This is a genomic window from Marinobacter sp. LA51 (genome assembly GCF_030297175.1).
In the GTDB taxonomy this organism is placed as follows: Bacteria; Pseudomonadota; Gammaproteobacteria; order Pseudomonadales; family Oleiphilaceae; genus Marinobacter; species Marinobacter apostichopi.
Window position 1 is genome coordinate 2,393,606 of the sequence record NZ_AP028070.1, and the last position, 15,101, is coordinate 2,408,706.

The following is a 15,101-nucleotide window of genomic DNA, read 5'->3' on the forward strand; positions in this document are numbered from 1 at the left end:
CCGAACCCATCCACTTTCAGGTTCCTACGGTATTAAACCGAAGGCCACGGTTGAAAAAGGCCGCAAGACCATCACCTTGACTGTCATACACGCAATCAAATACTCAGGCTTGTTTCGAACGAAAGGATATTCAATATGGAAAATCGCAAAGTTCGCTGGGGAATCCTCGGTACCGCCGAGATTGCCACCAAGGTGGTGGCCGGCATGCACGATGCGGAAAACGCCGAGGTAGTCGCGGTCGCAAGCCGCGCCCTCGACCGCGCACAAGCCTGGGCAGACGAGCAAAATGTGCCACAGGCTTTCGGCTCCTACGATGAACTGCTCGCAGATGACAGCATCGACGCTGTTTACCTGCCCGTGCCTACCGCGCATCGCAACGACTGGATCAAGAAAGCAGCCCGCGCCGGCAAGCACGTGTACGCCGAGAAACCGCTGGCCGACGGCATCGAAGAGGCCATTGAGGTGTGCAAGGAAAACGGCGTGCAGTTCATGGACGGCACCATGTGGCTGCACAGCAACCGCACCCATGAAATTGAGCAGCGCATTGCCAACGGCGACATCGGCGAAGTACGGCGCGTCACCAGCGCGTTTACCTTCAAAGCGCCCGATAAAGAATGGTACGAAGGCGGTAACGGCCGCACCGACAAGACCCGCGAGCCCATGGGCTGCTTTGGCGATCAGGGTTGGTATCCCATCAGCGCCACCATGTGGAGCTTTGGCTACGAACTGCCTGAAAAAGTGCAGATGACGCACGTCTCCAAGAACTCGGTCGACACCATCGTCGCCTGTGGCGGCACGCTCTGGTTCTCCGGCGGCCGCATGGCAACCTTTGATGCTGGGTGTGAGCTCGCCCACCGCTCGCAAGTAGAAACAGTCGGCGACGCTGGACTCATCAAAATCGAAGACTTGGTTGGCGGCCAGGGACGAAGCGGTTTCTTTGGGGCCTATGGCGAGCCCTTCACCGGTAGCTCCTACTACATACTCGGTGATGTTGACGGCAAAGACATCGAGCAACAGGTAGAGCCGTGTGACCACGTAGTGAAGCTGGTTGAGAAGTTCTCGAGTATCGTGCTTAGTGGCGAGCTAGAGGCGCAGTGGCCGGAGCGGAGTATGGCGTGTCATCGAGTCATGTCGGCGCTGTTTGAATCGGCAGAATCGGATGGGGCTGTTGTTACTCTATAGGGCGGGTTGAGAACACGAAGACCGTTCTCGCCAATTAACGTGGGCCACAGCATCGCTGTGAAAACCATCCTTCAAAGGAACTTGAGATTGATGGTTGCCGGCTGGGCCCATAGGATCATGGAACTGTATGATGAACTTGGCGTAAGAGCGACTCAATGGTTGTCCCAAAGCACAATCCATCCACGCCAGCAGGTAGGATTGATTGTAGTCTTGGGTAAGCCGTGGAGAACGCTGTTCATTCGCAGTTAACAGAGGGTTGGCGGGTTTCACACCACAGGTACGAGCCACCTAAACCTTGCTCCCAGGTACTCTACCAATTTCGAAAGTTGATCACCGTCATCTCCCCTAGCTACCAGTTAACCTTTGAAGGCTAATGAATACATAACTTGCTGTAAACTTAAGATGCTTACCAATGGATTAGAGAACGGCTAACATGCTGATCTTGATAAAAGAACAATCCAACGGCAGAACGAGATGGGTCCGGAAAGCGATTGAAAGCGGACCGCTCGCCATGAGTGAAATTGCAGACACTTTGGGCGTCTCCCGCATGTCAGTGTTGAACTGAAATCGCAAAGGATCGATCAACCTTGACAATTGCAAAGGCTTTGCAGAGCTGGCCGGATATCGCTTCTGGTCGCGGGCTTTTGGTGAAGCGCCTATGACCTATGCCGACAATTCAGACACTGGACCACAGTCACCACTAGCGGATATAGTCGAGGCACCAACAGAGCACGCTCGTCTAGTAAATTGGGGTGCATTGCGCGCCTCACCGCAGCCAGGGTTTTAACTTCAAAGCTCGCGGTGGGGTTGACCACTACAATCAACGCAGTTGCCGAAGCAAAACGTTATTGGTTCCAGCATATCCAAGGAGAGGGATTGGGAAAGTTTCAAAGAGTACAGATTCGAGCGCCTAAACAGCTTTGTATTTACGATGGCATTTATAGCATTAGTTTTATTCAGTTCACCGCAGAGCTAGCATCGCGAACTATTCTTAAGGGTGAACGAGTAAAGGTTGACCTTTCAGAGGTTAGCCGGATAACGGCGGCAGCTTGCGTTATGCTTTTTGCTGAAACCACGAGAGCTCAACTGGTGACCGGGGACCCCGGGATTATAGATTTCAAGCTTCCTGATGACTCAAATATTCGCAGAACATTTATACACTCTGGACTTTGGGGCGCGGTGAGGCCGGGTTCTGTAGGAAAGCTTGAAAGCCTTTGGCGGTCGAAATCACCCTTTGCCTCTGGCACCGAGCCTCGCAAACACCTAGAGTCCACGCTCGAAACTCTAAGCGTTCTATCACCTGTAACGCTTCCTCCGAGATTTGATAGCGCGATCTCTGAAGCAATGCTCAACGTATATCATCATGCCTACGAAGGCGTTTCATCCTCTGGAGCTGAGTCGGGGATCGGAAGACGCTGGTGGCAATACATGAATGTGAGGCCCCATAAAGCCAGCTTCATCATTTGCGACTTGGGGCAAGGAATCCCCAGAACATGCAGGCTTAGCGGATGGAACCATTTTCATGATGGGGAGCTTATTAAAGGCGCCATGAGAGAAGGATTTTCAACTAGGATGAGCAAAGGAGGACGCGGCATGGGATGCTTAGACCTACAACGACCAGTTGCGTCAAGCACGGTAGAACAACTTGCTATATTCAGCAACCAAGGAATATATTGGTTTAAGGAAGGCGGCAATATAGAGTTAGACCACCGTGATGCAAGCCTACCCGGCACGATCCTGGAGTGGAGCATTAGGCTCCCGGAGGGCCACGATGAAAACTAGGAATAAAGCGACTGTGATCATTAACATCGGAAAGGACTATTCTGCGATTCCGTTCGGAAGGTATCGGACTGACAGCAAGTTCAGCGCTGAAAAGTTTCGTGACGATGTTCTTATCCCAGCTTTAGAAAAGTATGACACAGTAGTAATCGAGCTCGATGACGTCAGAATGAGCTATGGCTCATCGTTTCTAGAAGAAACGTTCGGGGGACTGATCCGAAGAGGGTTTTCAGCGAAGGATATTCTCAGGAAGATCAAAGTTGAAACTGAGCTCGACGATTACCGGACCGAAATTAAAAATTACATAGACCGGGCGGAGAAATCGGTTGCCCACTGAATTAACCTCCCAGTCGTTCACATGGACTCCACATATTTTTTCGGCCGCAATGATCGCTATTGGCTGGAGTGTGATTTATCGGAATGCGAAAAGGATTTCTTCACGAAACGAAACTTTCACCATAATAAACCGGATTGCTGACAACCTGAGAGCGATCGAAGAGAAGACCGTCAGCTTTTATAGTCGCGGTTTCGAAAAACAGTCACCTGCACTTTGGTACTCCGACATTTCACTCCACATCGAGTCAATACGGGAGCATATAGGGCTACTCCGAAAGAGACGCATTGACCCTGGAGTGAATCATCTAGCAAACCTTAGAGAACACACCTCTCTGCGCTGTGAGGAAGCAGGAAAGATGTCCACGGAGGAAAAAATGCTGATGCTTCAGGAGCTTAAGGCTGCAAGCGCAGAGTTACTGAGCAACCTCCACACAAAATTTCAGACTAAACACCCACATTTAGATTAGAGCAAATGAATGTATAAGCTCCGCAGGCGATGCCTCCGGGGCTTTTTTGTGCCCCCAAAATTTGCCACACCGAGACCTTCTGACCTGCTCCCCTCTGGCTTAACCGTTTCTAGCTTAGTAATGTTCATCACAGCAGAGGACGATGAACATGAAAAAGCGATTTTCAGACGAGCAGATCATCAGCATTTTGAAGGAAGCCGAAGCAGGCCTGGCGGTGAAGGAGCTGTGCCGCAAGTACAACATTTCTGACGCCACCTTCTACACCTGGCGCAAGAAGTTTGGTGGCATGGAGGTTTCAGAGGCGCGCCGGTTGAAGACGGTCGAAGATGAGAACGCCAGGCTCAAGAAACTGCTGGCTGAGTCTCTTCTGGATAACGAAGCCCTGAAGGCGGCCCTCAACCGAAAGTACTGACCGTCGAGAACAAGCGCGAGGCCGTGCGGGCTATGCAGGAGCAAACGCCGATTTCACAACGCAGGGCCTGTTTTCTCGTCGGGTTATCCCGCGCTTGGTTTCACTACCGCTCCACCGTTGCCGCTGGTGACAATCTGCTCAGCGAGCGCATTACGGAACTGGCCCATGAGCGTCGTCGGTTTGGTTACCGACGGGTTCATCAACTGTTGCGACGGGAAGGCACCGACGTGAATCACAAAAAGGTTTACCGGCTGTATCGGGAGGCTGGACTGGCCGTACCGAAACGCAAGCGCCGCAAGGGTATCGCCATGGAGCGTCAGCCCCTGGTGTTGCCGGAGGCTCCAAACCAGACCTGGTCCATGGATTTCGTTATGGACTCGTTGGCGTGCGGCCGGCGGATAAAGTGCCTGACCATTGTCGATGACTTCACCAAGGAGTGTCTCGACATCCCCGTGGCCAATGGCATCTCTGGTGACCAGGTTGCCCGCACACTGGATGCCATAGCCGCCTTCAGAGGCTATCCTCAGGCTGTCAGGACAGATCAGGGGCCGGAGTTTACCAGTAAGGCTCTGGATCAGTGGGCTTACGATAACCGGGTGGAATTGAAGCTGATCCAGCCTGGGAAGCCGACTCAGAACGGCTTCATCGAAAGCTTCAATGGGCGCTTCCGAGACGAGTGCCTGAATGAGCACTGGTTCCGGGATCTGGCTCATGCCCGCGAGATCATCGGTAACTGGCGACGAGATTATAATGAAAACCGACCCCATTCAGCGTTGAGCTACCAGACACCACTGGAGTTTGCCGCTGGCTACCGGACTACGGGAAAAGGGTCGAAATTAACCGACATTACTAAGCAGTGAGTGGTTTAGTGATTGGGGGCAGGTCACGGCCAACGAGAGGGTCCGGGAGGCAGGAGTGAGGGTTTCGGAAAAGGTACAAGTGATCGGTTCAGGCAGAACAAAGCGTTCAGTAGGTCGGTTCAGGGCTTTGGTGGGGATCATGAGGCGATCAAGGTGATGGGGCCAGTAGCCGCTTGGCGGCATTGTGCAACGCGGTCTCCTGACAAGCCTGCATTTGACTGTCCGATCCGCTCTTGTGTGCGAAATGGTGGGCCCTGATCTTACCCTTGCGCGCAACCAGTATCGCGCCGCATTGGGCGCACTGGCAGTGACACGCCTCGCCACTGACAACCTCTGAAATGATTCGGACCTCACCGGTAGCCCGATCCCGGGCGGATAACATGCCTCCGTGCCCCATGTCTTACCCACTGCTGCCTGGGAAAGATGGAGCACGGGCCGCTTTGATCTTCAAGATAAAGGCATCCTTCCTCCCCGACCGCACGGCTAACTCCAACTTCGATGAAATGCGCCTGAGGTCGCTGACAGGAAACGGACGCGAAAAATTTTTCATGCCATACAGTTCCCTTGCCATCGCAATTGCTCGGTCCGGGTCCAGTTGCCGGAGGCGCTCACTGATTTAAATTTATGACTCTTGCAATGCCGCGATCAATTGCCGACGAAAGCTCAGCTTCAGTTTCGCTTTTTTCGTTTTTACCGCACAGACTCAAACTAAGCCTGTCGGAATGCGCCCCTATCTTCGGAGCATCAGAGAAACCCTGCCCTGTCTTAACCGCAGAATTCTCAGTTAGCAGATAGCGGTCGTGAAAAAACTTTAAAGGCGCGACAATCAGGTTGAGCGTTGGCAGGTATCCGTATTTTCCAAGGTATTCTGAGGCAAAAACCTTTTCAGGATCAGCTGTATCTATACTGGTAACAAGCGTTAACTTCTTTACGCTCTTTAGGCTGGAGATAAAGCTTATGAGCTCGTGTAGCACTTTGTTTCCCGCCAACCTAAAGTACTGATCAATTATCGTTATTTGGTTCCCTAACCTGAGAAGCGGGAGCAATGCCCCAGTAATATCTTCTGGCGTCCGGTCTATACGAATCGTTGGCGGAACGCTCCACCTTTCGCAATCCGCAATGATCTCTTCGTAGTTGAGTGCGCCTTCGATATCACGATTAGAAACCGTGGCATCAAAATCCGTAAACTCTCTCTGCTTTTCGAACCACTCATGCCAGTTTTCCACGCTTGCCGGATCGAGAACCGAATTTCGGTAAGCTGGTAAAACAAGAGTGTTTCCACCTTTACTCTTTCTCAGAGTGTTGAGGTAAGTTTTTATCGATTTCTTTTTAACATCTTGAATGTCAGATTCTTTTACTATCGAGAATGCCTCAGCTAACCACTGGTTGACCGACGCTACGATAAATCGACCTCGCTCCTCACCAAATGCACTTTTCAGAACCCCGTAGTAGTGATATTCACTCAAACAATACGGATCAAACGCAATTTCTTTGTACATCAGAACAGCTCCTCATCGCGCTCCTCAAAGAAGCCGCCCGGCCAGTGCTGTTCGAAATCACCGTCGTCGGTTATGTCCAACCGCCTCACCTGTACTCCTGAGTCCGAAGGTTCGAGATAGATGACAGAAACGTCATTAGGGCGGACTGGCGCCATTTCTTTTGGTTGCTGTCTATTTTCAGATTCCCGGATACGTCGCAGCAATCTCAAAACAAGATGCTCACTGTGAGTTTCGATAAGAAAGCTGGTTTCTTCGGTCGTACTCAGCAACATATCCCCGATAGCGACTTGAACCCTCGGGTGCACGTGTAGTTCAGGCTGCTCACAGGCGATGAGGCCATTTTCAACAGAAGCAGATGCAACGAGAAGCGGTAACAACTGCGAAACACCAACACCTATATCGGCAGCAGTAACTTCAAGGTTATTGCGGCAATCCCATAAAGCGATTTTCGTATTCTTGAAAGGGAACTCCCCGAGATAGAGTGAGGACTTAGAGTCATAACGGTCGCGCCAAGATTCCAACATCAGTGGAGAGATATCGCGCTCCTCTGCGGTCGGGTTCTCTTCCAAACTCTCATTGGAGACGGTTATGCTCAAGCCTTTACCCAGCGCATCAGACATCGTAACCACATCATCCATACCGTCGAAATGTTTAGACGGCGTGATATAACGTGCATTGCCCTGTTCAGTTTTATAAACCAGCTTGTAGCCCAGATTGAGCTTGTCCTCTCCTGTCAGCCATTCGTTAATCACGGTGTCCCGCAATAAATCGCATTTAGACAGCTCGTCCCAGCACGCTTGGCCAGAATACCAGTCCTTTTGCTCGGGATACGGGTTGGGCTGATAAGTTGAATCAGAGATGTGACGAAGGGGGCCGATACAGAGACTTTCGCTCAATAACTCCAAAAGGTTATCTAAGGGAGCGACAACGATATCGCTCAGTATTTCTTCCACCACTCTAGCGCTTATGTCGTCATCTAGTGCCAGGCTGGTATGCAAGGAGCGCCCAAGCTTTGGCAAGGCTCCGGCAAAACCTTTAATGCCCAAAGTCTTCGATGCGGTATCAAAGTGATCCGCTTTGACGCTTTCTTGAGGGTATTCTTCCTCATCAAGAAACATAGGCGGAATCTGTATTAATTCATGAAGCTCACTCTGAAGCGCTTCGGAGGAAAACACCAACTCATCCAGATCCGGGCCCTCTTCATCCCCACTTTCATACACATAGTTAGCCAGAGAGGGATGAAGCGCATTCCCCTGGTTAATCTGCTCCGACACCCACTCCTCGAGTTCGTCGTATTTCAGCAGCGGATGCTGGTAGTTAATTCCAGAGATCATCGGCTGCCTCAACCCTGGATCACTGGTGATCTCCGCCAAATTTGTCCCATCGAATCCAATTGCATAGCGCGACACATAAGCCGTGTCCCGTGAGAAAGACCAACTTACATCCAAGGTCACAGACATCTTGTTCGCTCGAGGCGCAAGCCCAACCAACTCACCGATAGCCCCAACCCCTATGGCAACCAGCTCGCCGACATCGGTATAAGAGGCACCAAGTTTTCCTCCTAGTTCGAATTCGATTCCAATTCGAAGTGTTTCATCCAACCGCTTGCCGTGAACAAGATGACGGAAACCACCAACAAAGCGCCCTCCCATTGCGTCGATTCGCTGAGGATCACACTGACCCTTGGACAGAATCTGCTGAACATAGAACAGCGCCATCAACACCGTACTTTTGCCAACGGAGTTTGGGCCAAACAAAAGAGTAAGGGGCGCAAATTCAATCGTCTGTTCTTTCCGGAACGAGCGGAAATTAGCGAGTGTTAGTTTGGTGATTCGCATCTAGAGTTATGCTTCCTTTGCAAAATTCCGAGTTTTTTCTTAGGAGGGCCCAGACCAACTTTGAAGGTTTCAGGCGTACTTCGAAGCCTCTCATTATAATAAAAGTAGACTATCAGTCAGACCTCGATTCGATGGAAGAGGCGCCGTAAAACCGAACACACCCGTTCCATTTCACGCCCGTTCTGAATTTCGCTATCGTTTCGAACCGAGTCTAACGAATCTGAAAGAACTGCGAAGAGAGTGAATCCGAGAAATATTTTAGATCGTCCGAATGCTTGTTAAGTTTTTGCTTTTGCGAATCAATTTTTATGAAAATTTCTGAAAATTGTGCCAGTAACCCGGGCGATGGTATTGGCACGGGAAGTCTCTTAAGCTTCTCGCTAGTTAAGTGCGAGAACGTTACTTGTGAGACAGATTTACTAAATCCTCCAAGTTTGCTCATCCAGTAAAAGTACTCCTGCAGATACTCTGGAGTTAATGGACTCTGCACTCTGACTCTATGCAACGCTTTTTGAAAATAACATTCCTCGAGCTCATTCCTCCAAATCGAGCATCGACCTACTTCCCCCCCCTCGCAGACAAGCAAGTCGCCATCTCGAAGTGAGAACTTTGCTCGTTCACTTTCTGAGAAATCCATTTGCAGGACTTCTGAAAGGTCAAAAGCACCCCAACGGACATTGGCATTTCTTAAATACTTTCTAGGATTTTGACCGGATTTAGACTTTTGCGAGAGCATTTTCCCCAACTGACACTGGGTAACAGAGCCTAGTTCACGAACAGGCCAGCCTTTTGGATTAGTAACCGGATCGCCAAACAACTCCAAAAACATGCTGCGCAAAAGCTGATCCGTTAATTCAATTGCTTGCTGGCGTTTACGACGGAGGGCATCAGATTTGTCGAGGATGGTGGCGATGCGCTTTTGTTCATCCAATCGCGGCAGTGGAATTTCATGCTCCCAAAAGACCTTCATCGAAACTCTGGGCATTTTTGCTCCAGCGACTTGCTGACTTACCCAATCAACAAACCGTCTAGACCGCAGATAGTGCGCAAGATATCTCCTGTCAATCCTTTCAGGGTCAGGCAACATCGGCACAAGTTCCGTGGTAGCGACGCCAAGTTCGTCGGGCAAAACTACTTTGTTCAAATAAGGGCGAAGCTTGGAATAAAGGACGTGCTGACAATCAAACAGATGTGTAGAGCTACCCGCCTCTTTTGCTGGACCTCTCTCCTTTTCGAGAATTTCCCCGCTCTGAGCTTTCACCTGATCTAGATTTAGGTGCCACACAATCTTTTCTGGATCTAGCGAGGTCTTCCGCAGAGGCCTTGCAGGAGCAATATCTCCAAGTCTAGCTTTAACGGTGCTCAAAGCATTTCCTCCAACACCTTCAGCTCTTGATCTATCTCAGCCTCGACACCACGCAATCTTTTCAAAATTTCCTTCGGGTGCTCATACTCTTCGGGCTCATAGTGATGTTCTTTGTAGCGCCCCAGCGACAAATCATACTTATTTTGCTCGATGTCTCGTTTACCCACCCAGAAGCACTTCCCAGACCTGTCATTTGCCTCAGTGAGCGCAACCGATTTATCGCGCATCTTAAATTGCTCAATCAAATCCGGCAGATCGTTTTCTTCAATTTCCTGACGCTTATCATCTAAAGATCGGCCATCAGCCTTAACGTCATAGAACCATACGTAATCGGTTTCACCGCCTTTGGTAAAGATAAGAATCGCCGTCGAAACTCCTGCATAAGGCTTGAAGACACCACTCGGCAGGCTGATTACTGCTTCAAGCTGGTTATCTTCCACCAGATGCTTCCGCAACTCTTGGTGCGCGCGCGAAGAACCGAACAACACGCCATCTGGCACAATCGTCGCGCTGCGCCCGCCCATTTTGAGCATTCGCATGATCAGAGCGACAAACAATAATTCGGTTTTCTTGGTTTTAACGATACGCAGCAGCGCCGGGTCCACATCCTCCTCATCCAGCGCACCTTTGAAGGGTGGATTGGCGAGAATCAGGTCGAAACCATCCTTCGCGGCTTTGGGGAAACGCTCAGAAAAGCGTTGGCTCAGGGTGTCCTGATAATGGATATCCGGGTGGCTGATGCCGTGCATGACCAGGTTCATCGCGGCAATACGGAGCATGGTGGAATCAAAATCGAAGCCGTGGAACATATCCGTATCCACGTGGTGCCGATGCTCCCGAAGCAGGTCTCCGAGGTAGATTTTCTGCTCGACCTCTTCGCCTTTTTCATTGGTCACAGTATCGGTGATCACACCATCTTCAGAGCTGTATTTTTCCAACAGGTATTCATAGGTCGTTGCCAAAAAGCCGCCCGTCCCACAGGCCGGATCGGCAATGCGGTGCGTGGCTTCCGGGTCAAGCATTTCCACAATTGCCCGGATGATATGCCGCGGTGTACGGAACTGGCCGCTGATACCCGCCGTGGTGAGTTTTGAAAGCAGGTACTCGTATAGGTCCCCTTTCATGTCCGACTCTTGAAGCGGCAATTCACTGAGCATGTTCACCGCTTTCACCAGGAGCGTGGGCTTCTGGATCATGAGCTGGGCGTCTTTCATAAACTCTGCGAACAGGGATCCCTCGCCCGCCACATCCTTGAAGTGCGGGAACACCTCATCCTTTACGACCTTATACATTTGCTCCGCCGGCAAGTGGCGGAAGCTCTCCCAGCGCGCCGATTGCTGATGAGAACCGAAACGGCGATTGAACGACTGCCCGCTCCGCTCTGCCTTCTTCTCGTCACGACGCTCGTTCATGTCCAGCAGGCGGGCGTACATCAGGAAGGTGATTTGCTCGATCACCGTGAGCGGATTGGTGATTCCGCCCGTCCAGAACTCTTCCCAGAGCTTGTCAATTTTGCTTTTCAGTTCTCCGGTAATCATGCGTGTACTTCTCCGGTTTCAATTAGCTCGTAGGATCGGATTGCCTGCTCATCAATGGCGTATAAGCCTGCTCGGCCGCCGCGGCTGACCGGCTTTTCGGTTCGGGCGCGGACTCTGAATCCCTGGCGCAGGACTTTCGCGATCATTTCTTCTTCACTCTGGACGCTGATACTGTCGTCTTTGGTGTTTCCACCCTTCGCCAGCCGGAAGGCTACTTCATCCGACTCCCGATCTTTAATCCGGGCGGGGTACAGTACGTCGCCACACACATGAATCAAGCGAAATCTTCGGCACAATGTGTCACTCATGGCTGCTTATTCCTTTACCCAGAACCATTATCTGCGGACTTGGTGCTCGGCAGTCGTCCTACGCCGCCCCAACTCCACGCCAAACTGATTGACCAAAGCGACCAGCGAATCAGCTTGTGCATCGTCAGTGAATATCCCGTCTAAACCTTCATGGTGAACACCCGTAAAGGGCTGTTCGTACAGCTGCTTCACATTGATGGTGCCAAAACGACAAAGGTGGTTTTTTAACAATGCGATAAATCGTTGTTGCCGGCTGTTTAGATGAATGTGGTTGTCCTGAACGAATTCCGTAAAGGCGCCTTCGACGGCCTTACTGTCCATCCCGATCAGGGTTCGGAGCAGTTGATCGAGGCTTGCACCGGAATCCGGGAAGAACTCTTTGAGTGTTCCCAGGTCGAGGTTCGGGTTTTGAACGTGAACCAGGGCATTAAGCTCCTCCAACTCTCTCTCGGTGACCGGCTCCCCCTTTCGGATCTTGATGAGGGTGGCATTGGTGTCAAACCACGGTTGAAGCGTCTCCTCTACCTGCTTGCGATAGATCTGATAATCCACGGTTTCGATCTTGGTGGGACGGTCTTTAATTTCATACCCTTCCTGCTCCTCCTTGAGATCGATCACAGTCGCCGGTTCAGGCGGTGGCATTGGGCTTTTATCCCTTAAATGGATAATGCCTCGCAGTGCCTGCCGTTGTTCTTCAAATTTCTCGAATGAAGGCGATTGCCAGAATTCTTTCGCCTGGATTGCCTTGATGTGATCCGCCTTATCCCTGACCGGATTCAGGTGCATAGACAGGCTGCGCACTTTCTCCAGCACCGCTTCTTTGGCGACATCCAGCTGCGATGGGTTAGTGAGCAAGATCCGCTGCAACTCTGTCAGCTGCTGATCCCACCGCAAGGCATCGCTCTGCCCCTGTACATTACGCCACTGCATCAATGGCGCCATTGCGCCACGCAGAAGATCACGGGTTTGCGGCGCAAACTGTTCCAAAACCTTTGCGTCGCTCAGCTGCGCCTTGAGCTTCCAGTTATCTCTGACTGCAATACAACGGTCATCAAGCGCGTCGATATCTTCCTTTATGAGCCGAACGATGTCGCGGAACAGTTCCATTTCAGCCCGCTTAAGAGCTACCTCTGCCAAATCCAAGCGGGTCTCAAACAGCTTTTCGCAAAGAGATTTACTTGGGCGCCCTTCTTCTTCGGGTGGGTCCATCTCGAAGTAATCAAAATTTCCCCAATGATCAAAGATCAGGAAGTGGGTTTTATCATGTCCGGGGCCATACAGATTCGGACACAGTCGTGTGCCCCTCCCGACCATCTGCCAGAATTTGACCTTGGATTTGATCGGCTTGGCGAAGACCAGATTGACCACTTCCGGCACATCGATACCGGTATCAAGCATGTCGACGGATATCGCAATCGTAATTTCATTTTTGGATTTACCGTCTGCCCGCTTGAAGTCTTCTATCAGCTCCTCTGCACGCTCGAATTTAGAGTGAATGACCCTGCAGAAATTGCCACCGAGCTGCGGATACATCTCACCGAAAAGCTCTGCCAAAAGTTCTGCATGCTGGATGCTTCGAGCGAAAACAATGCTTTTTCCGGGCAGTTGTCCATCGGCATCGCGGAGTCCTCGCTCCATCAGGTTGCGGAGCACCTCGCGATTCGTGTCCTTGTTGAATATGGCTTTGTCGATATCCGGCTGACTGAAATCCAAATCGTTAGGGTCGTAGCCCTGGTCTTCCAGCTCCGCAATTTGTTCGTCAGTCAGAGAACGTCCTTGGATCCCCTCTCGCAAAAACCGTGTGGTATGTGAAACCACCTTGAACGGCACCAAGTTGCGATCTTCAACGGCCTGCTCTAATGGGTAGTTCGCTGTGGGGGTTTTGTAATCGCAATCAAACAAGTTGCAGGTAGAGCGACTGACCATTTCAACCGGCGTCGCTGTCAGGCCAACCTGCCGGGCATCGAAATACTTGAACAGATCCCCGTAGACATTATAGATCGAGCGATGGGACTCATCGGCGATAATAAGATCGAAGTAACCCACATCAAACTGTTCGAAGATGCGCATCATGCCGGGGTAAGTAGAGATATAAATCCGAGCGTCATGCCGACCTTCTTTACTGCTGCGTCCCACAACGTAAAGGGGTTCACGAATAAACTCTCCAAAAGCATTTTTGGCCTGTTTGCGAAGTTCTTTTCGGTCGCACAAGAACAGAACTCTCTTGGCCCACCCCGCATCCAGCATCCGTTTTGTTAATGCAATGGAGACACGAGTTTTACCGGTCCCGGTAGCCTGGACAACGAGCGCTTTGCGGAAGCCGTTACTGAAGCGCTCGCTTACACGAGTAATCGCCTCTATCTGGTACATCCGTCCAGCAATGTCTGTGGCGATGGGCGTTGAATTAAGATCCTGACGCGTTACACGCTGAGCCACTAAATATTGAAGACTGTCTTTGCTGTAGTACCCGTAGAGCTTGCGCGGCACTGTGTCCAGCACGTCATCCCAAATCCAGATGTCGTAGCCATTGGTGTAAAAAATAACTGGTCTTTGAGCGTGCTTTTTTTCCAGCGCATCGGCGTACAGCTTTGCCTGATGGCGGCCCTTCTCCGGATTTTCCCTTGCACGCTTGGCCTCGACTACGGCGAGCGGCTTGCCATTGTCATCCCAGAGAACGTAGTCACAATAGCCGATACCACTTCGGGTCGGTTGTCCATCGACTTCATGCTCAAGAGTTACCTGGTCGGTGTCAGCGCCATCAAGATCGATCTTCCAGCCTGCCAGTTGCAGCTCGCTGTCGATAAGACGACGTCGAGTTTGCGCCTCGTTAAGCTCGAGGGTACTGGTTGCTTTTTCACTGCCATTGAAGAAAGATTGAGCCTTAGCCTGATCAACCGCCACTTTGAGCTGGGCAGCTTTCCTCAGCGCTTCTTGCTCAGACTCTTGCGCCGCCTCAAGTTCCTTTAGGGCACTCTCGAGCTGCGCCTCCTGTGAGGCGAGCTTTTCCTGGAGAGCTTTATTCTTTTTCTTGAACTCGGACTTCGCACTACTTCCTTGTGGAGAAGGCGGCTGGAATTCAGGCACATCCTCGCGGCTACCTCCCGCCTGAGCGATAAACAACCACGCTCCCAGATGGTACGCCTCCTCAACCAGCCAAACAGCCGTATCCGGGGAGGACTGACCTTCGTGTGCAGCCGAATTCCCATGCTTTCGCACGGCATGTAATTTATCGAGGATGACCTGCGGAACCATCGCAGTGAAACTGGCATTTCTTAGGCGGTCCATGAGATTGGCAGTCGGCTCTATGGGCAGTTGGAGCTCGCGATAGATTGAGCCAACCATTTTCTCAACATAGCAGCGAAGCTTTACCAGCGAACTCTGAGGGTCCGAATAGGCATAGGTCTCGGCATAACCTCCAAGGTCTGCCAGTTCTGGCCATTGTTTTCTCAGATGCTCAAAGTTCATAGACTTCATACGGTTTGCCTTAGATGTCCGAACCTAAGTCAGGAATCGTGC

Annotated in this window: 11 protein-coding genes; 4 read left to right on the top strand and 7 right to left on the bottom strand. The window is 51.2% G+C overall.

Annotated elements, in window-relative coordinates:
* Positions 1–135: 135 nt before the first annotated feature.
* From QUE89_RS10995 to QUE89_RS11010, 4 genes are all read left to right on the top strand, one after another.
* Complete coding sequence (locus QUE89_RS10995) at positions 136–1,182, top strand: Gfo/Idh/MocA family protein (protein WP_286220128.1); 1,047 nt, start codon at positions 136–138, stop codon at positions 1,180–1,182.
* A gap of 876 nt (positions 1,183–2,058) precedes the next feature.
* Positions 2,059–2,964, top strand: a complete 906-nt coding sequence (locus QUE89_RS11000) for a hypothetical protein (protein ID WP_286220129.1) — start codon at positions 2,059–2,061, stop codon at positions 2,962–2,964.
* Positions 2,954–3,298, top strand: a complete 345-nt coding sequence (locus QUE89_RS11005; RefSeq protein ID WP_286220130.1) for an STAS-like domain-containing protein — start codon at positions 2,954–2,956, stop codon at positions 3,296–3,298. The genes QUE89_RS11000 and QUE89_RS11005 overlap by 11 nt, the downstream gene beginning before the upstream one ends.
* Before the next feature lie 614 nt (positions 3,299–3,912).
* Positions 3,913–5,036, top strand: a protein-coding gene (locus tag QUE89_RS11010) for an IS3 family transposase (RefSeq protein ID WP_286220131.1) whose coding sequence is annotated in 2 segments (ribosomal slippage) — positions 3,913–4,171 and positions 4,171–5,036 — 1,125 coding nt in all. Because the reading frame shifts where the segments join, the coding sequence is not laid out codon by codon here.
* Positions 5,037–5,184: 148 nt separating this feature from the next.
* Here QUE89_RS11010 and QUE89_RS17365 read toward each other — a convergent pair.
* From QUE89_RS17365 to QUE89_RS11040, 7 genes are all read right to left on the bottom strand, one after another.
* Positions 5,185–5,433: a competence protein CoiA family protein gene (locus QUE89_RS17365; protein ID WP_353506788.1), complete on the bottom strand. Its 249-nt coding sequence runs from the start codon at positions 5,431–5,433 to the stop codon at positions 5,185–5,187.
* A 211-nt stretch (positions 5,434–5,644) separates the two neighbouring features.
* On the bottom strand, positions 5,645–6,535 hold the full coding sequence (locus QUE89_RS11015; RefSeq protein ID WP_286220132.1) for a hypothetical protein: 891 nt from the start codon (positions 6,533–6,535) through the stop codon (positions 5,645–5,647).
* A complete protein-coding gene (locus QUE89_RS11020; RefSeq protein WP_286220133.1) occupies positions 6,535–8,373 on the bottom strand; it encodes an AAA family ATPase in 1,839 nt (612 codons plus the stop codon). Before QUE89_RS11020 ends, QUE89_RS11015 begins: the two co-directional genes overlap by 1 nt.
* Before the next feature lie 211 nt (positions 8,374–8,584).
* Positions 8,585–9,739, bottom strand: coding sequence for a restriction endonuclease subunit S (locus QUE89_RS11025; protein ID WP_286220134.1), 1,155 nt, complete (start codon positions 9,737–9,739; stop codon positions 8,585–8,587).
* Positions 9,736–11,277 carry a type I restriction-modification system subunit M gene (locus tag QUE89_RS11030; protein WP_286220135.1) on the bottom strand — a complete coding sequence of 514 codons (1,542 nt, stop codon included), beginning with the start codon at positions 11,275–11,277 and terminating at the stop codon, positions 9,736–9,738. Before QUE89_RS11030 ends, QUE89_RS11025 begins: the two co-directional genes overlap by 4 nt.
* Positions 11,274–11,585, bottom strand: coding sequence for a hypothetical protein (locus QUE89_RS11035; protein ID WP_286220136.1), 312 nt, complete (start codon positions 11,583–11,585; stop codon positions 11,274–11,276). The genes QUE89_RS11030 and QUE89_RS11035 overlap by 4 nt, the downstream gene beginning before the upstream one ends.
* Positions 11,586–11,612: 27 nt before the next feature.
* Positions 11,613–15,059: a DEAD/DEAH box helicase family protein gene (locus QUE89_RS11040; RefSeq protein ID WP_286220137.1), complete on the bottom strand. Its 3,447-nt coding sequence runs from the start codon at positions 15,057–15,059 to the stop codon at positions 11,613–11,615.
* Positions 15,060–15,101 lie beyond the last annotated feature (42 nt).